Origin of the sequence: Rufibacter sp. XAAS-G3-1, assembly GCF_013623775.1 — a bacterium.
Lineage (GTDB): Bacteria > Bacteroidota > Bacteroidia > Cytophagales > Hymenobacteraceae > Nibribacter.
On the sequence record NZ_JABFAM010000004.1, the window covers coordinates 324,960 to 345,214 of the forward strand.

Here is a 20,255-nt window from a genome sequence, read left to right on the forward strand (position 1 = left end):
AACTTTCTCTTTGGTATGTTATAGAAACATTAAGCCATGTTTTTAAACAGGTCATCTTCATTAACTTACACCTAAACCCAAGCGTAACAGGCACAAAAAAGCCCTATCATTTCTGACAGGGCTCCACTACACATAAAGAAGGAACTGTATTCTGCTTATCGCTTAACAATGGGAGTTGCCGGACTCTGTAGGCCAGGCAAATCTCCTGCTGGGCCGAACTCAACAGCCTTCACCAACTCCTGAAACAGACATCCACTTCTTCCGCCTGTAAGACATTGCACAACTGCTGTGACATGATGGTGGGGCGCCAGAAACCCACCCCTACCCTTCCCAAGAGGGAATGCGCCTTTAAAGAAGAAAGGAATGCGTGAGAGACAAGGCAGTGCCTGGTCTCTACGGGTTATCATCACCGCTGCCCTTACTTACTTTCCCCAGTTCCAGTCTTCCCCGAGCGCGCCTCGCTTTTGGCCTTGAACAGGCAAAACTAAGCGGAAAAGGCGTCCCAGGCCGAAAGGGCAGTGCGAGAGGGGAAGACGGGGCCCCGCGGCCGTGAGCGCATACCGCCTAAGATGAAACAATGCAGCACCTGCACCCACGCAACAAACGGACAAGCCAAGGGAACAGCATACTCCATGCACCGGCTAATCCCTCAAGAGAAGCCAGTTCCAGGCAGAGGCCAAAGCGCAGAAAGGAACCAATAGATTCGCTTATCACTTCAGCTGTTTTGGTGCTATTTTCGCGAAAACAGCGCCAAAACAAAGAGGCAGCCTTAAAAGCTGCCTCTTTGTTTTGGCTAAAATCATACATGAAGCTGCTTCGTGTTTTATGCCTGCTTTCATAAAAACAGCCTAAAAACGATGGCACCAGCGGACACTTGCGGCAGAGGAACTGCCTTAAAAGCCGGTTAAGGAAAAACCTAAACAGGCTCTTCCTTAACTAATAGGTACCTTTCCAAGAATAGCGTCTACAAAATCTTTGGCTTGAATGTTATCGGCCTCGGCCTCATAGTTCAGGATCACGCGGTGGCTTAGTACATCTGAGGCGATTTCTTTGATGTCCTCGGGCAGCACGTAATCCCGCTCATCAAAGAAGGCCACGGCTTTGGCAGCCAGGTTCAGGGCAATGCTCGCCCTGGGCGAAACACCATACTGTAGGTATTGCGCGAAGTCGGTCAGGTCGTAATCGGCGGGGCGGCGGGTGGCGAACACGAGTTCTATGATGTAGCGCTCCAGCGTCTCGGAGATCTGCACTTGGTTGATCTCGTTCCGGATGTCGAAGATGTCCTGTTTGGTGAGGATGGTGTTGACCGTGCTGCTGTAAGACAGGTTAGACATGCGGCGCATGACCTCCAGCTCATCGGCTTTAGACAAGTAGTCTACGTAGACTTTCATCATGAAGCGGTCTACCTGGGCCTCGGGCAGCGGGTAGGTTCCCTCCTGCTCTACCGGGTTCTGGGTAGCCAGCACCAGAAAAGGCAGATCCAGCCGGTAAGTTTTCTCGCCGATGGTTACCTGCCGCTCCTGCATGGCCTCCAGCAACGCCGACTGCACTTTGGCGGGGGAGCGGTTCACTTCATCGGCCAGGATCAGATTCGCGAAGATGGGGCCTTTCTTCACCTCAAACTCTGAGGAGCTTTGGTTGTAGATCATGGTGCCTACCAAGTCTGAGGGCAACAGGTCTGGGGTAAACTGGATGCGCTGGAAATTGAGGTGCAGCACTTTGGACAGCGTGTTAATGGTCAAGGTCTTGGCAAGGCCCGGCACCCCTTCCAACAGGATGTGCCCGTTGGTGAAAAGACCTATCAACAGGCGGTTCACCATATACTGCTGCCCCACCACCACTTTGCCCATCTCTCTAAACACCTGCTTTATCTTTAGCTGGTGCTCACGAATTTTTTCCTGGTATGAGATTTCTTCGGTCTGCATTTACTCTTTCAATTAGGAATGGGCTAAGGTAACCATTCTGTTGGACACTCTCTGCCTGCCGCTTTTTGAAGACAAAGAAAACCGACCCTACTAACAGTGCGATCCCTACTAAATGGTTCCATGCCAGCTTCTCGGTTCGGAAAACATAGACGGCCACCATCGTGAAAACGGACAGGGAAATCACCTCCTGCCGCCCAAAAAGCGAAAAAGGCCCTCCGTTCTTGCAGCACCTGTTTATTGGCCGGAATCTGAAAAACACACCCAAAGAACGCCAATCTCCAGCTTATCAGTATAACATTCACCAATCCTAGTTTCTGCAGGAAGGTAATTTTCTTGAAGTACAGGTGCCCGTACCAAGTAAAGGTCATAAACAGGTGGGAAAGGCAAGAAAGTAGATGGGGTAGAAGGCTTTCATAGCGCAACATCAGGTGCCTGCAAAGTTAGTTATACTCCTCTTGCATGATTTGTGTGCCTTGGAGGAAGATGGCGGAGCACGAAACCCACCCTCCAAGGAGGGGAATGCGCCTTTAAAGAAGAAAGGAATGCGTGGTTGAGATAAGGCATGCCTTGTCTCAACGGGCTCTCATCACCGCTGCCTTTACTTTCCCCAGTTCCAGTCTTCCCCGAGCGCGCCTCGCTTTTGGCCCTGGACAGACCTCAGCTAAGAGAGACAGACCCCACAGGCCGAAAGGGCAGTGCGAGAGGGGAAGACGGGGCCCCGCGGCCGTGAGCGCATACCGCCAAAGCTGGAACAACACTGCACTTGCACCCACGCAACAAGCGCATAAGCCAAGGGAACAGCAAAAGGCATGCACCTACCCATCTCCCCGAAGAAGCCGGTTACTTTAACCAGAAAAGCTTGATGCCTCTTGGATAGTAAAGCGGCTATTTACGTTTGCCTTCTTCTTACATAAGCAGGCCAGAAACACAAGACGCGCATCAGATTACTTCAACCACATAATCAACAGACAGGTAAAAACATGCAAAATTCATATTATTCATCAAACCGCATAAACTATAACTATTCCTTACATCATCAATTTAATATATTATAACAATGCAATTATCACCCCTTACAAACTTTCATTCAATCCTACATTTACCCTTAAAAATCAGCACTCAACCTCCTAACAGCCTATTCATGGCTAAAAAGGCCGTTTTCATCGAAAAATCGCTCCCTCTCAAAATAATTGCATAAATTTGCGCTGCCAACAAAAACAAGAGAATCAAAATCTTATCCAAATCTACCTCCTATCTAATTTCCCGCTGCAATAGCAGATAAATAATCTCCGCTTACACAATTTCAGTAGTTCTTATGTTTTCAACTTTACGCTTCCTGGCTTTCGCGTTGTTCCTATTCCCCCTCACCATGTATGGTGAAGGTTCAAAGCAACTTACCCCCAACAGATCAGGTGCTGCCTTAACCAGCTCTCTCAATGACAAGGCGGGCTATCTGGCCCACGATGCCAACTTACCCAGTGCAACGGGGGTAGCCATCACCTCTTTGAGTTTCTTAAAACCAGCTGGCTTCAGCCGTAACGGTGCTACTTACTCAAAAGACCACCGGCTCTACATTAGAGTAAAAGCAGGCGAAAGACTGTTTTACGGAGTACGCAGGGCGGTACATGATCAAACTACCGCTAACCAGGCAAACTTGGTTATCACTTTACGGCGCACCAATGTCGCCACTGGTGTAGATGACGCCGCCTATGCACAAGCAAATACACTTACAGCAAACACCTCTTCTACCAGAGACATGCTGCTGGTGGCAGGTCAGAACGGAGTGATAAACAGTCCTACGGAGGCTCAAAACGGCCCTAACCGGTCTGTCAATGGCAAAAATGTCAGCAACGGCTATAAACCCCTATCTATTCACAACACTACAGACGTAGATTATGACTATTATGTAGAATTCACGCAGGTAGGCGAAACATCTTGGACAGATGATGGCCGCCGGTTCTCTGTCTATGACCTGTGGGACTTTACCGTGATTGATGCCAACGGAGATGAGAGACAAGGCCGCTTGCGCAGCAAGCTCTGGTCTTTCTCTGCCGGAGGCACTGCCAACGTCTTTTCCAAAGACTTCAACATGTTCCCTCTTATCCCCAGCCAGGATCAAACTGGAAAGTACTTCGTGAAGAAGATTGAATTGGCGGGGATTGCCCCCCAAAACTTTTTCCGGTTTGTCACCAACAGTGCCGGGTCTGCTTCTGCTTCTAACAGAGTAACAGAATCTGAGAGAAGAAAAAGCCAGCTAAGCCAGACAGACTACCCAGAGTACTTCAACTTTGTGAATGACCCAGACCCCGCTATCTGGCCAAGTGCAACTGCGCCTAGTTTTACGGTTAGCATGAATACTTTTTGCAACACCACCACGGGCGGCGGCAGAACCTTGTTCAACCTGAACACAACAGAGAGAAGTACCTTTCTGGTCTTGATCAACCTGAACGGGACAGACGGGTATCAAGCCAACACCTCTGATGTTCTCTTGGAGTCTGTGGGCAACAAAGGAACCCGGGCTGCAGAATGGAATGGCCTGGATGGCTTAGGGAAAGTGGTACCGAAAGGCACCGCACTCAAGTACTTCTTCCGGAATGGTAGCGCGCCGGTTCATTTCCCGGTCTGGGATGCCGAGTGGAACGATGGTTTCAGGGTGCTGGATGTACGTCCGCTCGCCCCGGGCACCACAACACCTGATTATTCCCTGCTTTACTGGGATGACATCAACTTAGCCGCTACATCATTCCCTACCCGTTCTGAGCTTTTCGGCATAGAATCAACGGCTGGTGTTCATACCTGGGGTTCTGCCTCCAGAACCGCCGGTGACTTGAAAACGGTGAATACCTGGACATACGGCTATACCTCTTCCAGCCAACAAGATGCTACCCTTACCTATGACTGCAGCGCAGATGTGGCGGTCACGAATACCGCGCCTGCCGGTTCTTACGCCGTGGGCAGAGAATTCACGTACACGGTCACCGTCACCAACAACGGCCCCATGCCAGCCACCAATGTGGTGGTGACCGATAAACTGGATGCTGCTAAGCTACAGTTCATAAGTTCTTCAGACGCATCGTACACCAACAGCAGCACCGGCTCCTGGAACGTAGGCACCTTGGCCGTGGGAGCCTCAAAAACGCTGACCATTACCGCTAAACCCCTAGTAACCGGAAATATCACCACCACTGCCGCCCAAAGCCACACCGAAGCTGACAATGTACCGGCAAACAATAGCATGAGTACGACCATCACCGTTCAGCCTTCTGCGGATATAGCCGTGAGCAATACCGTGTCTAAAACCAGTCTTTACAACGGTGAACTTGTTACCTACACCATAACGGCCCTAAACCTAGGCCCCGATGCTGCTAACGGAGTCACGGTAACCGACAAGCTACCTGCCGGGCTCACATTAAGCACTACACCAAGCGGGTACAATGCTGCTACCGGCCTCTGGACGGTAGGCACCTTAGCGGTGAATGAAACCAAAACCCTGACGTTAACTGCCAGAGCATCGCAGTTAGGGAATATCACCACCACCGCCACTTCAGGCAGCAGAGCAAACAATGAGCTGGATTTAAACGACAACAACAACACAGCCTCCAACACCATCACCGTCACACCAGCCGCCGATGTTGCGGTCACCGGTTCCGTTTCTAATTCGGCCCCCGGCCAGGGAGATGCTATTACCTACACCATCAAAGTTAACAACCTGGGGCCCAACAACGCTACCAATGTAGCGGTGGCAAACCCATTACCCGCCGGTTTAACCTACCTTAGCCACACAGCCAGCGCAGGCACCTTTCGCTCAGAGAGCGGCACCTGGACAGTGGGAACCGTTGTGACGGGTGGTACCCAAACCTTAACTATCACGGCCAAACCAACGGTTACCGGCACTGTGGTACTTTCCTCTACGCAAACGCATACAGAAACAGATACCCAAAGCAACAACAACACGGCTGGTAGCACCATCACGGTGAAACCAACGGCAGATGTGGCGGTAACCAACGTCATCACGTCGGCATCTAAAGCAACATACGACAATGGCGAAGAGATTACCTATACTGTCACCGTTACCAACAATGGCCCAAGCACCGCTACCAACGTAGTCATCACAAACAAATTACCCGCTTCTTTGAACTTTGTAAGCGCCAGCAACTCTACCGGAACCGGAACTTACAGTGCTGACACGGGCACCTGGCCCGTAGGTACTCTGGCAAAAGGAGCTTCCGCTACCCTCACCCTGGTAGCTAAAGTAACCCAAAGCGCCATTATCACCACAACGGCCACTCAAACCCACGCCCAGTATGACAATGTGAATGGGAATAACAGTGCCTCTACCTCAATCACATCCGGAACTGGCATTATATCCGCAGATGTAAAGGTAAGTATCACTGAATCTGATGGGCCTTACTACACGGGCAAAGAAGTTACCTTGATTGTTAAAGCAGAAAACCAGGGCCCAGATGCCGCCACCAATGTTACCCTAGAGGCATTGGTGCCTGTAGGCTTCACTCTGAAAAGCGCGACTCCTAAAGTAGGCTCCTACAACTCTACCAGTGGTGTCTGGACAGTAGGGAGCATCGCTTCTAATGCCTATACAGAACTACTCGTAGTCGCGGTTCCTAACCCTGACCACGCCGTTGCCGGAGACAAGTCCTATACCTTCACTGCAACTAAGAAATCTGCGAACGAGACCGACCCCAATACAGCGAACAACACTGCCTCTACCACTTTAACCGTCCAGAAAGCGGCAGACCCAAGCGTAACGCTAGCCGTTTCCGGAGATGTAAATGGCGTCTATTACAATGGGGTAACCGAGGCCACCTTTATCATGACGGTTACCAACAACGGCCCCGATAAAATCACCAATTTGGTAGGCTATGACACCCGTTCAGAAACCCTGGAGTTCACCTACGCCGAGGAAGGAAAAGGCTATGACCCTGTAACCGGCAAGTGGGTTATTCCTTCTTTAGACCCAGGTCAGTTCGTAACCCTTCTAGTAAAAGGCAAGCCCAATAAAACAGGCCGCCTCAATTTGGGGGGCAGCATCACTTATTCAGATCAACATGATCTGAACAGCGAAAACAACAAAGCAGTCGCCTTGCTCAACGTGGTACCGGTAGCAGAGCTGCAAATTACCAACACGGCTGCCGATGGGCCTTACTACAACGGGCAGAATACGTTTATTACAGTTAAAGTAAGAAACAACGGCGCAGATCCGGCTACCCAAGTGCAGATCTTAAACAAATTACCTGCCGGGTTAACCTTTGTGAGCGCAGACCCAACCGTGGGCACCTATGATGCTACTACTGGAATCTGGACTTTGGGTACGGAAGTATTGCCTGGCACAACCCAGTCTTTAGTGTTGGAAGTGAAACCAACCGCCGGGGTCACCTATGCTACTACGGCCTCCGTAAAAACAGCAACTGAGTTTGACAATGACACGGCTAATAATAGTGCCACCACCGCCATCACGGTTGGCAAAACCGCTGACATCGCTTTAAGCAGTTCTATTGTTCCGGGCCCTTACTATGTAGGGGGCAAGTACCAGGTCACCATCACCGCTACCAACCTAGGGCCTGACCCTGCTACAGGGGTGGTTTCATCGGCAAGCGTAGCTTCGGGCCTAAGGATAGTACCTGACAGCGAGGTGGCAACTGAAGGAACAACCGTCAACACCGCCTCTAGCATTTGGACTATTGGCAACATAGGGGTAAATGAAACCAAAACGCTCACGTTTCTGGCAGAGCCTCTTACCACGGGTACGCTCAACAGCCTGGGGTACAAATCAGCACAAAATGAGTTTGACCCTAATGGGGGCACTACCCAAAACGGCAACAACAGTACGGTCGTAAGCTTCACAATACAAGACCGTAAAGCAACGGCACAGGTAGTCCTTACGGGCAAACACATGTTCTTCTATAAAACCGGTGACCACATCATTGAGATAACAGATTTGGACGGCCCCATTGAGAATGCCCGTCTTGCGAGCGGCACCTTACCAGCCGGTATGCGCTTAGAAAGCGATGGCACCCTGGAAGTAAACAATAAGTTTGCCTTGGTACCAGGAACGTATACTCTGACCATTGAAACCACCGATACCCAAGGGGGTGTTTCCAGCAACACCCTTACCTACGCCATCTCCGGCGACTGGGACAACGACGGTGTCCCAGATGTGATAGACCGGGATGACAACAATGATGGCATCATCACCGAACCCGGTGCTGTAAACCCTACCGGCGACCATGATGGAGACGGTATCTACAACTTCCTTGACAAAGACTTTGTTCACCCAGTGTACGGAGCTTTCCAGGACAAAAACAATGATGACATCCATGATGCCTTTGACCTGGACTTGGATGGCTTAATCAGAGGCTTTGACATTGACATAGACGGAGACGGCATCACCAATACGCTTGAAGCAAACGGCGGCAAAGCGCCAGCGGGCTATGATCCGGTAACCGGCACCTTCCCTGGCCAGGTAAATGAGGTTGGTATACCCCTGGCTGTCTTAGACGCCAACGGAAAGAACACGCTTCCAAACCCAGACACAGACGGCGACGGCTTTGTTGACTTCCAGGATATTGACTCAGACAACGACGGCATTCTGGACACCTATGAAGCGCAACTCACGCAAAATTTCAACAATGGCTTTGGAATAGACTTAGACTCAGACGGCCTCAGCGACGGCTATGATGCCACCACTGGCGGCCAGGCCCTTATCCCAGTAGATACGGACAAGGACGGAACCCCAGATTACCTGGACAGAGACAGCGACGGAGACTTCTCCCTAGACTATGTAGAAGCCTTTGATGACAACGCAGACGGTAAGTCACTAGACGATTTAATGGAACGTGCCCGGGTTTTTGAGGAAGTAAATGCAAAGAACTACTATGTAAACGACCAGTTGGGCACCGAAGTCCCCAACTGGCTGAAACTCACCAACGCCTACCCTGTCTTCCTAACCAAAACGAGCAGCTATTACCATGACTCTGACCTTGACGGTATGGTAGACCTGTTTGACACAGACAGCGGCGGCAGAAAGGCCTCCTTGCAGACCTCAGACAATAATGAATACTCCTACCGCTCTTCGGAAGTAGTCACCCCGCTCCCGGTAACCCTCATCAGTTTCACGGCCAAAGCGCAAAAAGGAGGCGTAGAACTGAAGTGGGGGACAGCCTCTGAGAAAGAGAACGAGTACTTCCAGGTAGAGAGAAGCCTTGACGGAAAGAACTTCAGCGCCATTGGTCAGGTAAAAGGAGCCGGAAACAGCACCGTGCGCCTGGACTACCGTTTCCTGGACAGCAACACCGCTACTGGCACTGTCTATTACCGCCTGAAGCAGGTAGACGCTAACGGTGCCTTTGAGTACAGCAAGACCGTTGCCCTAGAAACCAAAGCCAGCGCGGCCTCAATAACGGTGAAAGCGTATCCTAACCCAACACCAGACGTGGTCAACTTGGATCTTACCCAACTGCCTGTTTCTGACGTGCAAATCAGCATCTACGCCCTAAACGGACGCCTGCTGAAAACACTTACCGTAACCGGTGGTTCCCTCCAGAAGCTTGACCTGACCACCGTAGCCGTAGGCACCTACCTGGTTAAACTAAAAGAGGCCAATGTGGTGACCGTACTCCGCGTGGTGAAACAGTAACCAGAGTTCACCCTAAAAGGCAGAGGCACCCCATGGGGTGCCTCTGCCTTTTAGGGGTATTTTTTGAAAAAGAGCGCAAAAACAAAGTTGAGTGAAGGCAATATCACTTGGTTTTGCGCTTTCATCTATGGCGCGGCTTTACTTCCGTGGCTTACGGATGCTTAGAAAGTCACGGAAGCAAAGCCGCGCCATAGTAGATCCTCACACATTGCATCATCACAAGCGCATACAGACCCAAGCGGACGCTTACGCCAGAAGAAACGGTGATAGAAGATCCTGAACCTGTTTAGAGTTTTAGGCCTGTTTTCATAAAAACAGCCTAAAAACGACGGTACCAGCCAACGCTTGCCCCATCCAATTTTTTTTAAAAGCCGGTTACTGCAAAACTCTAAACAGATGCACTTTATGCAATTGGGGCTTGCTCCAAGTCGCGGCTATCACTGCTCTCCAAAAAAGAGCCCCCGCAATCAGGGGCCTCTTTTTTGGAGAATCAAATCACGCTTTATTCTTCGTCTTCTAAGTAATAGTCCCCCGAATGGCCTTCGGCAGATTCATTGCTGAAGCGGGTGATGTCTTTCATGAAATTGTCATGGATCTCCTTGATCTTGGGCGACTCTCCCACGTGCTTTTTCAGGACTTTGGCAATATGGCTGGCTTCCTCCAGGTAGAACATATCATCGGTGGCGGTGCCTAGTTTGTCGGCGTCAATCTGCAGGAGCTCGGCCTGTAAGTCCATCAGTTTTGGGTCATCCTCGCCGTACATGATGAGCGTACCGTGCAACTTGCTGAGCATCTCGTTGAAAAGTTCGCCCTCATACGGAAGGTTCACTTCCTCGTCATCGTCCGCGCCAAAACCGCCCCTGTCTCCTAACAGATCATCGTCGTCATCGTCTAAGGAAAACTCATCGTCAAAGTGGCTGTTCTTGAGATCATCCTCATCATAGCCAAATTCATCATCGAAACTGCCGCGTGGTGCCATACTGTTAAAGTTTAATTCTGTCAAAAAAGTGGTTTGCCCTGGTGTACGCCGGTCTTCTTTTTACGTGTCTGTTCTAAAAAGTGCCCGACAAATAAGTAAAATTTCTTGTGTGCCCCGCTTTGGAGCTGTTTCCGCAAAAATAGCCTTAAAACCCATTCTTACTATTCTTAGCAGGAAAACAGAGGCGGTAAGAACCCATTTATTTGAATTTAGTTCTCTGGTGCCGGCCGTTTTCTGAGGAGCGGAGTATAGCTAAAAATAACCCAAAGCACCCACGTCCATGACCTCGCCACCGCACCTGGAAACGCTTGTCCAGAGACAAAAAGCATTTTTCGCCTCGGGGCAGACCCGCCCGCTAAACTTCCGGGTACAGATGCTGCGCCGTCTGCAAGAGGCAATTGCCCGCGAAGAAGAGGCCATTATGGCGGCCTTGGCCGAAGACTTCGGGAAACCGCCGTTTGAGACCTACGCCACCGAGATTGCCATTCTGCAGTCTGAGATAAAGTTCATGCTGCGCCACCTGCCCCAATGGACGAAGCCGCGCCGGGTAAAATCAAGCTTCCTGAATTTTCCCTCGTCAGATGCCATCTACGCCGAGCCTTACGGGGTTTCCCTGGTGATTGGCGCCTGGAACTACCCGTTTCAACTCACGCTGTCGCCCATGCTGGGAGCCCTTGCCGCGGGATGCTGCGCCATCCTGAAGCCTTCTGAACTGACCTCGGCCACCAGCGGACTAACCGCGCGCTTGATACAGGAGCATTTTCCGCCGGAGTACCTGACGGTGGTGCAGGGCGGCCCCCAGGTAAGCCAAGCGCTGCTGGAACTGCCCTTTGACAAAATCTTTTTCACCGGCAGTGTACCCGTAGGAAAGATTGTAGCCCAAGCCGCCGCCAAACAACTGATACCCGTCACGTTAGAATTGGGCGGAAAAAGCCCTTGCCTCATAGATGAAACCGCCAACCTGTCCGTGGCCGCCAAACGCATTGTCTGGGGAAAGTTTCTGAATGCCGGGCAAACGTGCGTGGCCCCAGATTACCTGCTGGTACAGGAAAGCGTGGCCGCCCCGTTGCTGGAAAAGCTAACCCAAACCATCACGCAGTTTTACGGCCCCTTGCCCGCCCAAAGCCCAGACTTCGCCCGCATCATCAACGACCGCCATTTTCAGCGCCTGAGTTCCCTCCTAGACCACGCCAACGTGTATACCGGCGGGCAAACCGATGCGGCTTCGCGCTACATTGCCCCTACCCTCCTTTCCAACATTACCTGGGAGCACCCCATCATGCAGGAAGAGATCTTCGGGCCGCTGCTGCCGGTTCTAACCTATCCTTCGCTGCCCCAGGCTATTCAGCAGATAAACGCCCGGCCCAAGCCGCTGGCCCTATATTTCTTCTCTGAAAGCAAAAAGGCCAAAGAACTGGTGCTGCACCAGACTTCCTGCGGCGGCATGTGCCTCAATGATACTATTTCCCACTTGGCTAATCCACACCTCCCTTTTGGCGGGGTGGGGACCAGCGGGCAGGGCAACTACCACGGCAAAGCCAGTTTTGACGCGTTTTCGCACCAGAAAAGCGTGCTCATGAAACCAGCCCATCCAGACCTGCCCCTGCGCTACCCGCCTTACGGAAAAAAGCTAAACTGGATAAAAAAGGCCTTCAAATGGCTGTAGCCGGTTGCCTGACAGGAATAATTTGGCTGCTAGTTTGAGTAGGAATTGAATTTATATCCCTACCGGTACTGGATGATTGGTGCAACTTAGAAGGAACGGGTGGAGATCCAGAACCTACCCCTCCCAAGCTAACCTTGCAGGGAAAAATGAGCGGCTATTTTGTTTCTGAAACTTCCAGAAAACCAAACCGCTCTTCCGAATACCGCTCTTTCGGAGTTCCACTCCGGAAGCAATCTGCCGGGGAGTTCCACTCCCCTTCTTTTGCCCGTGGCTCCCGGCTGAGTGGAACTCCGCAGCAGACAAGTTGGGGAGTAGAACTCCCCAACAGCAAGAAAAAACAGCTACTACCCAATCACCTAAAGGATCTTCCGCGCCATAGGGCCATAGAAAAAGGGGGCTTTGCTCCTTTCCCCGTTCCAGTCTTCCCCGAGCGCGCCTCGCTTTTGGCCTTGAATAGACTTCAGCTAAGAGAAGAAAACTTTCCAGGCCGAAAGGGCAGTGCGCGAGGGGAAGACGGGGCCCCGCGGCCGTGAGCGCTTACCGCCAAAGCTGGAACAACACTGCACTTGCACCCACGAAACAAACGGAAAAGCCAAGGGAACAGCAAACTGCGTGCACCTGCTAACCTCCCCGAAGAAGCCAATTCCAGCCAAAGGCCAAAGCGCAGAGATGAACCAAAAAGGGAATTAGCGCAACTTCCGCCAAATTTCTCTTTCAGGCATCTTTTTGAAAAAACAGGCCAAAAACAGCCATCACACTTAAAAAGCGCCATCAAAACTTTGCAAAAAGTGCTCCAAGTATAAATAGAAGAACCTGATTGTTTTAGGCCTACTTTTGGTAAAACAGCCCTGAAACAAACAGGCCCCTCATACCATGCTTCCCCCCGTTACGTTTGATAGGGCTTGATCATTTTGATGTGGTCAATACCGTCTTCGTCATACACGTCGCTGGATTGCACAAACCCGAAGCGTTCATAAAACTTTTTCGCGTACAGCTGCGCCCCAATCTTGATTGGCCCGTTCCCGAACAACCGGTACGTTTCCTCAATGGCCTTTTGAACCAACTGCTGCCCCACGCCGGTTCTGCGCACGGCGGCACTGGTGATAATACGGCCAATGGAAAGCTCTGGATAAGACACACCGGCGGGTACCAGACGGGCATAGGCTTCCAACGTTTTGCCTCTATAAAAAAGCAAATGATGGCAGGGTGCGTCCAACCCGTCGGGGTCTAGGAAAACACAGTTCTGTTCCACCACAAACACGGCACTTCTCAGTTGCAGCAAATCATAGAGTTCCTGTGGGGAAAGGCCGGCAAACGCTTTGGTGATAATTGTGAAGTCCATCATTCCACTAAACTAGGGTATACGCGCAAAAGCATCAATAATAATTCTTCCCTCCCATGCATTTCTCTTTGCCACTTTCATAAAACCAAAAATTTATGCCAACGTTTGCATAAAACCTTTTATCTTTATTTACGGCTTGGGATTTCAGAAGATTAAATTAATTGTTATTATTACACTTATTAAACAATCAAGGGCTCCATCTCGGCCATTAGAACCCCAGCCATCTTTACTTTTCCTTGAGAAAGAGGCTGTTCCCAACGTTTTTCGACAAATAAACCGATATGCAAATAGAAGAAAAAGCACCAATGCAGCTAGAGGAGCTGGAACAAGTGGCCAAGCAAGTACGCCGGGACATTGTAAGAATGGTACACGGTTGCCAGTCGGGGCACCCGGGCGGCTCCTTGGGCTGCACCGATTACCTGGTGGCGCTGTACTTCCGGATTATGATCCACTCCACCGATTTCGACATGAACGGCCAGGGCGAAGACCTGTTCTTCCTTTCCAACGGCCACATCTCGCCGGTGTGGTACAGTGTGTTGGCCCGGGCAGGCTACTTTGACGTGAGCGAGCTGAAGACCTTCCGGAAACTGGATTCCCGTCTGCAGGGCCACCCCACCACCCATGAAGAATTGCCGGGCGTACGCATCGCCTCTGGTTCACTGGGCCAGGGTTTATCGGTGGCCATCGGCGCGGCGTTGACCAAAAAATTGAACAATGACCCAGGTCTGGTGTTCACGCTACACGGCGACGGTGAGTTGCAGGAGGGCCAAATCTGGGAAGCGGCGTTGTTCGCCCCGCACAACAAAGTAGACAACCTCATCTCCACCATAGACGTGAACGGCCAGCAGATTGACGGCCCTACTAACAAAGTCTTGGATTTAGGTAATCTGCGCGCCAAGTGGGAAGCCTTTGGCTGGGATGTCATGGAAATGAATGGCAATGACCTGGCAGACGTGATTAGAGTGCTGGAACTGGCCAAAGCCAAAGCCTACAAGGGAAAACCTATCATGATTCTGATGCAAACCAACATGGGCCACGGCGTGGATTTCATGATGGGGTCGCACAAATGGCACGGCGTGGCGCCCAATGATGAACAGCTTTCTCTGGCCTTGGGTCAACTCACCAGCAACATGCAGGATTACTAAGCTGCGTTTTAAGGCTCCTTTTCTAAAAACAGCCTTGAAATGCTCACCCATTAATTTGTCCTCATCACAGGGCTTCAACTGAAAACATCGAAATGAAAAAATATACCTATACAGAATCTAAAGACACGCGCTCTGGTTTTGGGGCGGGGCTGGTAGAAGCCGGTAGAAAAAACAAAGACGTAGTAGCCCTTTGCGCCGACTTGGTTGGCTCCTTGAAAATGGGCGATTTCATCAAGGAATTCCCGGAGCGTTTTGTGCAGGTGGGCATTGCGGAGGCCAACATGATGGGCATAGCGGCGGGTATGACCATTGGCGGCAAGATTCCGTTTACGGGCACGTTCGCCAACTTCTCTACCGGCCGCGTGTATGACCAAATCCGTCAATCCATCGCGTATTCAGACAAAAACGTGAAGATCTGTGCCTCGCACGCCGGTTTAACGCTGGGCGAAGACGGAGCCACCCACCAGATTCTGGAAGACATTGGCATGATGAAAATGCTGCCCGGCATGACCGTGATTAACCCGTGTGACTACAACCAAACCAAAGCCGCCACCATGGCTATCGCCGAGTACGAAGGCCCGGTGTACCTGCGCTTCGGCCGTCCGGTGATTCCGGTGTTCACGCCTGCTGACCAGGAGTTTGTGATTGGCAAAGCCTGGATGGTGAACGAAGGCACTGACGTGAGTATTTTCGCCACGGGCCACCTGGTGTGGGAAGCCATCAAAGCCGGTGAGAAACTGGCTGAGATGGGCATTTCCGCCGAAATCATCAACATTCACACCATCAAACCGCTGGACGAGGAAGCCATCCTGAAATCGGCGGCCAAAACAGGTTGCGTGGTAAGCGCCGAAGAACACAACCGCCTGGGCGGCCTGGGTGACAGCATCGCGCAACTACTGGCCAAGAACACGCCGTTGCCCATGGAATACGTAGCCGTGAACGACTCCTTTGGCGAGAGCGGCACCCCAGAGCAACTCATGAAAAAGTACGGCTTAGATGAGGAGCACATCATCAAAGCGGTGCAGAAAGTAATGGAGCGGAAGCAGGCACTGGCGAAATAACCCGCTGATTTTACCCCCAATTTGGGAAAACAGTGCAGAAACAGAAAAGAATATTTCAGGAAGGCGGGCTCTCACAGAGCCCGTTTTTCGTAAACCCCATATCCAGCACCTGACTTAATTTCCATTACATGCATACCCCCACTTACAAAGCATTTTTGTTTGACATGAACGGCACCATGATTGACGACATGGATTTCCATACCGAGGCGTGGCACCAGATTCTAAACAACGATTTACAGGGTTCCTTTAGCCGCGAAGAAGTAGCAGCCCAGATGTACGGCAAGAACAGCGAAGTCCTGGCCCGGTTCTTCGGGGAAGGCCGGTTCACGCAGGAAGAGGCCGATGAATTGTCGGTGCAAAAAGAGAAAATCTACCAGAAAGCCTACCTCCCGCACCTTAAGCTGATCAAGGGATTAGACGGTTTCCTGGAGAAAGCGAAAGAGCAGAACATTCAGATGGCCATTGCCACCGCCGCCATCACCTTCAACATTGATTTTGTGGTAGACAACCTGCACCTCAGGCACTACTTCAACGCCCTGGTGAGCGCCGATGACGTGTCCAAAAGCAAACCCCACCCCGAAACCTTCCTGAAAGCCGCCGAAAGGCTGGGAATAAATCCTGAAGATTGCCTGGTGCTGGAAGATGCCCCCAAAGGCGTGGAAGCCGCCCAGAACGCCGGTATGGATTGCCTGGTCATTACCACCATGCACCGCCAAGACGAGTTCCCAGCCTATGACAACATCATCGGGTTTGTGGAAGATTACACAGACCCCATGCTGGAGAAACTGCTCGCCGGAGAGAAGAAGTAAACGGAGGTCGGTTTTAAGCCTTATTTTGCGAAAACAGCCCTGAAACCTTCTATACCTCGGATGTTACTCTGCTCCTCCTCCTCTCTGTCATCCTGAAAGGGACTTGTGGGCGAACTAGAATGGCTTGGAAGTAAACGCTATTATCGTTCGCCCGCAAGATCCTTTCAGGATGACAAAAAAGTAAGGGTAAAGCGGTGTAAGAGTGGAGCAGCGTGAGCAGAGTAGTGAGAGCTGAACCAAACCATAAAGCCTAGCCGTCTGCCATTATTCATAGTCTTAACGTGAACTCGGAAATTCTCACGCATTCCGTCCCCCTTTGAAGGGGGCAGGGGGATGATTACTCGTGCTGAATACGGCATTTTGGAAGCTCCAAGAGGGGGAGGATGTACCATTGGACAGGCGGATTTCCGCCCTCTTCCGCCTTTGGCATCCCCCTACCCCCTTCAAAGGGGGACGCAATGCGTGTACAGCCTAGTAGAAAGGCTAACAATGGAAACAAAATGGATTATCGTATCCCTTTAATTCCCAAGTTCACGTTAGTCTTACATTTTCTGTTTTCAGGCTGATTTCCTGAAATCAGCCTGAAAACAGAAAACTCTCCTCCTATCTACCCAAATAAGCTATTCGTGAACTGTACTTTGATGCCTAACTGAAAGTCACTGATGGTTTTGAAAATCTCTTTGAGGGTGACTTGTTCTATCTTGGTGAGGCTCTGGAGATCCAGGTAATTGTCTGGCTCGTTTTTATCGTGCATGATTTGGCTGGCCTGTTTGCGGAGCCGGAGGCCCATGAGGTAGTAGTACGACTGCATGAGTTCCTGGCACTGCTTCTCGGTGAAAACGCCCGCCTCGGCCAGCGCTTCAATGCGCTCGCCGGTGTTGGTCTTGAAGATGCGGTTTTGCAGGGCGTACACGCGTACCAAATCCACGATGGGCGTCATGGCTTTCTTGATGTCAAACACCTGCTGCGTGCCCACGGTAAACGTTCTGATATTGTTGAAAAACGTGAGCGGCGGCTCGTACTGCAGGGCGTTGTTGGCCATATGATAGAACAGGCGCGGCATGGGTTTTTGCAGTTCCTCGTCCAGGAAAGAAACCAGTTCTTTCATGATGGTTCGGTCGCCGTAAATGAAGCGGCAGTCAAAGAAGGTGGAGAACTGGATGGCGGTTTCGGGCACGATTTCCTGCATCCACTCGTGGTAGTTGCGTTTCCAGTGCGAGAGCGAGTGCGTCCACTTGGGGTTCTTGGCCATGTAGCCGCCGGTACAATAACTGAAGCCAATGTAATCTAGCTTTTCTGAGACTAACTCGGCAAACCGCAGGAAATACGCGCGCACCAGTTCGCGCTGCTCGTTGGCTTTGTCTTCGTACACAATGGCGTTGTCCTGGTCGGTTTTGAGGGTCTGTTCTTTGCGGCCTTCGCTGCCCAGCACCATGAACACGAACTTGGCCGGAGCCGGGCCGCAGATAGCCATCACCTCCTCAATCACTTTCTGGGCGATGGTATCGGCTACGGTGGTGATGACCTGGTTAATGATTTCGGACTTAGCGCCACGCAGGAGCAATTGCATCACAATCTCGGGCACCCGCTGCCATTTAGCCCGCAACTCGTTTCCGGAACGCGCCAGTTTCACCGATTGGATGAACACGAACGGCGACTGCGCCTGGTCGCTCAAGAGCTTGCTGCGGCTAATCATGCCCACGTATTCGCCGTGTTCCTCAATGAGCAAATACCGGGTTTTAGTGCGGAACATGAGCAAAATGGCCTCATACACGTACGCGTCTTTTCTAATGGACACGATGGGGTTGTCCATGATTTCCTTCACCGGGCCGCGCACGTCTTCCTGGGCGGCCACCACGTTATCGCGCAGCGTGATGTCTGTGATGTAGCCGGCAATCTTCCCTACCTCGTTCGCCACGAACACACAGCTGGTCTTGTGTTCTGCCATGAGGCGGGCGGCGGTGTAGATGGGCGTGCTGCTGGGACAGGTGATGATGTCACGGTACTCCACGCTTTCAATGCGGCGGGAGTACAGTTGGTCCGTGGCGATGTAGTTTTCCTCAAAAGACGTAGGCCGCTTCACGAAATGGGCGAACTCCTCGTTGAGCATCCTAACCCCGAATTCCTGGGTGAAGTAATGCAGAAACCCTTCGTGTGATTTGGCCAGGGCCCGGAAATCCCGGCGGTGCAGGAAATACACCCGGGTGCCTTTCTTGGCAATCACCGTCCGCAACGACTTCTTGCGGTTGAGCAGCATGGAAATGCCGCCGTAGCAATAGCCGGGGCCGTGCGGCTCCAGCACCCGCTTGTTTTGGGCACTGTCATAGAAAAACGACTCATATTCGCCTTCCACAATCAGGTCTACGCCCCGCAGTTTGGTGGCTTCCTGGTGGTAAATGAGCGTGTCTTTGGAGTATTTCACTTCCTGCAGCAGGTCTATGACCCCCAGCAGAATGTCGTCGCTCAGCAAGTGGAACGGCTTTACGCTCTTCAGAAATTGCAGACGGTCGTTCATAGCCAGTAGAAAAGTAAAACGATGAAAAGGAATGCTCCTAGCCCCGCTCCTACCCAGAAAAGGAGAGAGCGTTTAGGCGGCGGTTGTTTGTCTGTGGTGTAACGATTTCCCTGCTGTTGGGCAATGGTTTTATCCGTCACAATCCGCCGTTGGCGAAGTTCAAAATAACTCTCAGCAGTCGCCCGGGCATCTGTCACCGCGTTATGCTGGTTTTCCAGGGATTGGTGGAAGAGATGGCTGTAAAGTTCGCCCAGGCGCAGGTACTTTTTACGGGGCAGATGGATGAGGTCAGAGGACGCCATCATGGTGCAGAAAGTAGGCAGATTCTCAAAAGGACTGGGCAACCCCTCGCGATAGAAATCGGCGCTCAGTACATGGAAGTCAAACTGCATGAAGTGCCCAATAACCATGGGTTGATAGCGCTGCAGTTCTTCCTGCAGTAGTAACAACACTTCCCGCCTGCTTTTTCCGTTGGCTTGCAGGAACTCTGGCGTAAGATGATGCACAGCAATAGACGAAGGCTTCACCTCAAAGCCCTCGGGCCGGAGGTAGTGGTTTTCGCTTTTTACCTGCTGCCCGTCTTTGGTATAGACCAGCCACGCCACCTGCACGGTATGCGGCCAGTTCTCCTCGTCTGAGTACGGCACCTCCCAGTTTTGGGGCAACCCCGAGGATTCTATGTCTATAAACAGCAGGTAGTCTTGCATGGTCTGTTCTCACTTCCTAAGCGCATCTGCCTTAACAGACGCCTAAACTTACGGATTCTGCGGCAGAATCTGCTGGCATTGCAGAACGTAGGGGCAATCCCTTGTGGTTGCCCTTGCGTTTTGAGACGGTATCGCGCAGACGCTCGCAGGTCTTCCAGACACTACGAGGTCTTTTGGGTTAGCGGCATTACCTTAGGGCTGTTTTGGGCACGATTTGGCCAAAACGTGCCCAAAACAGCATTGGCTCCCGTTTATGGGAGCCGATGTACCACTCTTCTGGAGTTCCACTCCGGAAGCCTACTGCCGGGGAGTTCCACTCCCTTTCTTTTGCCCGCAGCTCCCGGCGGAGTGAAACTCCGCAGAGGACAAGTTCGGGAGTAGAACTCCCGAACAGCAAGAGTCTTTTGACTTGGCGCAATTGCTTCGTTGATGGCAGATTTTCCTCCTCGGAG

Annotated in this window: 11 protein-coding genes and 1 pseudogene; 5 read left to right on the forward strand and 7 right to left on the reverse strand. The window is 51.5% G+C overall.

Annotated elements, in window-relative coordinates; translation table 11 throughout:
* Positions 1-932: 932 nt before the first annotated feature.
* From HHO50_RS03900 to HHO50_RS21485, 3 genes and pseudogenes are all read right to left on the reverse strand, one after another.
* A complete protein-coding gene (locus HHO50_RS03900; RefSeq protein WP_181304682.1) occupies positions 933-1,925 on the reverse strand; it encodes a MoxR family ATPase in 993 nt (330 codons plus the stop codon).
* On the reverse strand, positions 1,885-2,085 hold the full coding sequence (locus HHO50_RS21480) for a hypothetical protein (RefSeq protein WP_370457516.1): 201 nt from the start codon (positions 2,083-2,085) through the stop codon (positions 1,885-1,887). The genes HHO50_RS03900 and HHO50_RS21480 overlap by 41 nt, the downstream gene beginning before the upstream one ends.
* 124 nt (positions 2,086-2,209) lie before the next feature.
* Positions 2,210-2,350, reverse strand: a pseudogene (locus tag HHO50_RS21485) (hypothetical protein); the annotation flags it as partial.
* A gap of 890 nt (positions 2,351-3,240) precedes the next feature.
* On the opposite strand from HHO50_RS21485, the gene HHO50_RS03910 reads away from it, so the two are divergent.
* Complete coding sequence (locus tag HHO50_RS03910) at positions 3,241-9,579, forward strand: T9SS type A sorting domain-containing protein (protein ID WP_181304683.1); 6,339 nt, start codon at positions 3,241-3,243, stop codon at positions 9,577-9,579.
* A 502-nt stretch (positions 9,580-10,081) separates the two neighbouring features.
* Here the strand turns inward: HHO50_RS03910 and HHO50_RS03915 are convergent.
* Entirely contained in the window at positions 10,082-10,558 is a 477-nt protein-coding gene (locus HHO50_RS03915) for a hypothetical protein (RefSeq protein WP_181304684.1), read from the reverse strand.
* Between the two features lie 280 nt (positions 10,559-10,838).
* On the opposite strand from HHO50_RS03915, the gene HHO50_RS03920 reads away from it, so the two are divergent.
* Positions 10,839-12,224 (forward strand): aldehyde dehydrogenase, encoded by a 1,386-nt coding sequence (locus HHO50_RS03920; protein ID WP_181304685.1) that lies wholly within the window; start codon positions 10,839-10,841, stop codon positions 12,222-12,224.
* An 886-nt stretch (positions 12,225-13,110) separates the two neighbouring features.
* Here HHO50_RS03920 and HHO50_RS03925 read toward each other — a convergent pair.
* Positions 13,111-13,569, reverse strand: coding sequence for a GNAT family N-acetyltransferase (locus HHO50_RS03925; RefSeq protein ID WP_255478582.1), 459 nt, complete (start codon positions 13,567-13,569; stop codon positions 13,111-13,113).
* A 278-nt stretch (positions 13,570-13,847) separates the two neighbouring features.
* Here HHO50_RS03925 and HHO50_RS03930 point away from each other — a divergent pair, with 278 nt between their 5' ends.
* The 3 genes from HHO50_RS03930 (at position 13,848) to HHO50_RS03940 (ending at position 16,581) form a co-directional block, all read left to right on the forward strand.
* The gene (locus HHO50_RS03930) at positions 13,848-14,711 is read left to right on the forward strand and encodes a transketolase (protein WP_255478583.1); all 864 of its coding nucleotides are present in this window, start codon (positions 13,848-13,850) and stop codon (positions 14,709-14,711) included.
* Positions 14,712-14,803: 92 nt separating this feature from the next.
* The gene (locus HHO50_RS03935) at positions 14,804-15,772 is read left to right on the forward strand and encodes a transketolase family protein (RefSeq protein ID WP_181304686.1); all 969 of its coding nucleotides are present in this window, start codon (positions 14,804-14,806) and stop codon (positions 15,770-15,772) included.
* Between the two features lie 128 nt (positions 15,773-15,900).
* Positions 15,901-16,581: an HAD family phosphatase gene (locus HHO50_RS03940; protein ID WP_181304687.1), complete on the forward strand. Its 681-nt coding sequence runs from the start codon at positions 15,901-15,903 to the stop codon at positions 16,579-16,581.
* Positions 16,582-17,188: 607 nt separating this feature from the next.
* On the opposite strand, the gene HHO50_RS03945 is transcribed toward HHO50_RS03940, so the two are convergent.
* Together HHO50_RS03945 and HHO50_RS03950 are read right to left on the reverse strand one after the other, a co-directional pair.
* The gene (locus HHO50_RS03945) at positions 17,189-19,096 is read right to left on the reverse strand and encodes a DUF294 nucleotidyltransferase-like domain-containing protein (protein WP_181304688.1); all 1,908 of its coding nucleotides are present in this window, start codon (positions 19,094-19,096) and stop codon (positions 17,189-17,191) included.
* On the reverse strand, positions 19,093-19,803 hold the full coding sequence (locus HHO50_RS03950) for a 3'-5' exonuclease (protein ID WP_181304689.1): 711 nt from the start codon (positions 19,801-19,803) through the stop codon (positions 19,093-19,095). The genes HHO50_RS03945 and HHO50_RS03950 overlap by 4 nt, the downstream gene beginning before the upstream one ends.
* Positions 19,804-20,255 lie beyond the last annotated feature (452 nt).

Bases quoted from the DNA above. Each gene is read 5' to 3' on its own strand.
- HHO50_RS03900 (WP_181304682.1), bottom strand. From the start codon at position 1,925: ATGCAGACCGAAGAAATCTCATACCAGGAAAAAATTCGTGAGCACCAG.
- HHO50_RS21480 (WP_370457516.1), bottom strand. From the start codon at position 2,085: ATGGTGGCCGTCTATGTTTTCCGAACCGAGAAGCTGGCATGGAACCAT.
- HHO50_RS03910 (WP_181304683.1), top strand. From the start codon at position 3,241: ATGTTTTCAACTTTACGCTTCCTGGCTTTCGCGTTGTTCCTATTCCCC.
- HHO50_RS03915 (WP_181304684.1), bottom strand. From the start codon at position 10,558: ATGGCACCACGCGGCAGTTTCGATGATGAATTTGGCTATGATGAGGAT.
- HHO50_RS03920 (WP_181304685.1), top strand. From the start codon at position 10,839: ATGACCTCGCCACCGCACCTGGAAACGCTTGTCCAGAGACAAAAAGCA.
- HHO50_RS03925 (WP_255478582.1), bottom strand. From the start codon at position 13,569: ATGATGGACTTCACAATTATCACCAAAGCGTTTGCCGGCCTTTCCCCA.
- HHO50_RS03930 (WP_255478583.1), top strand. From the start codon at position 13,848: ATGCAAATAGAAGAAAAAGCACCAATGCAGCTAGAGGAGCTGGAACAA.
- HHO50_RS03935 (WP_181304686.1), top strand. From the start codon at position 14,804: ATGAAAAAATATACCTATACAGAATCTAAAGACACGCGCTCTGGTTTT.
- HHO50_RS03940 (WP_181304687.1), top strand. From the start codon at position 15,901: ATGCATACCCCCACTTACAAAGCATTTTTGTTTGACATGAACGGCACC.
- HHO50_RS03945 (WP_181304688.1), bottom strand. From the start codon at position 19,096: ATGAACGACCGTCTGCAATTTCTGAAGAGCGTAAAGCCGTTCCACTTG.
- HHO50_RS03950 (WP_181304689.1), bottom strand. From the start codon at position 19,803: ATGCAAGACTACCTGCTGTTTATAGACATAGAATCCTCGGGGTTGCCC.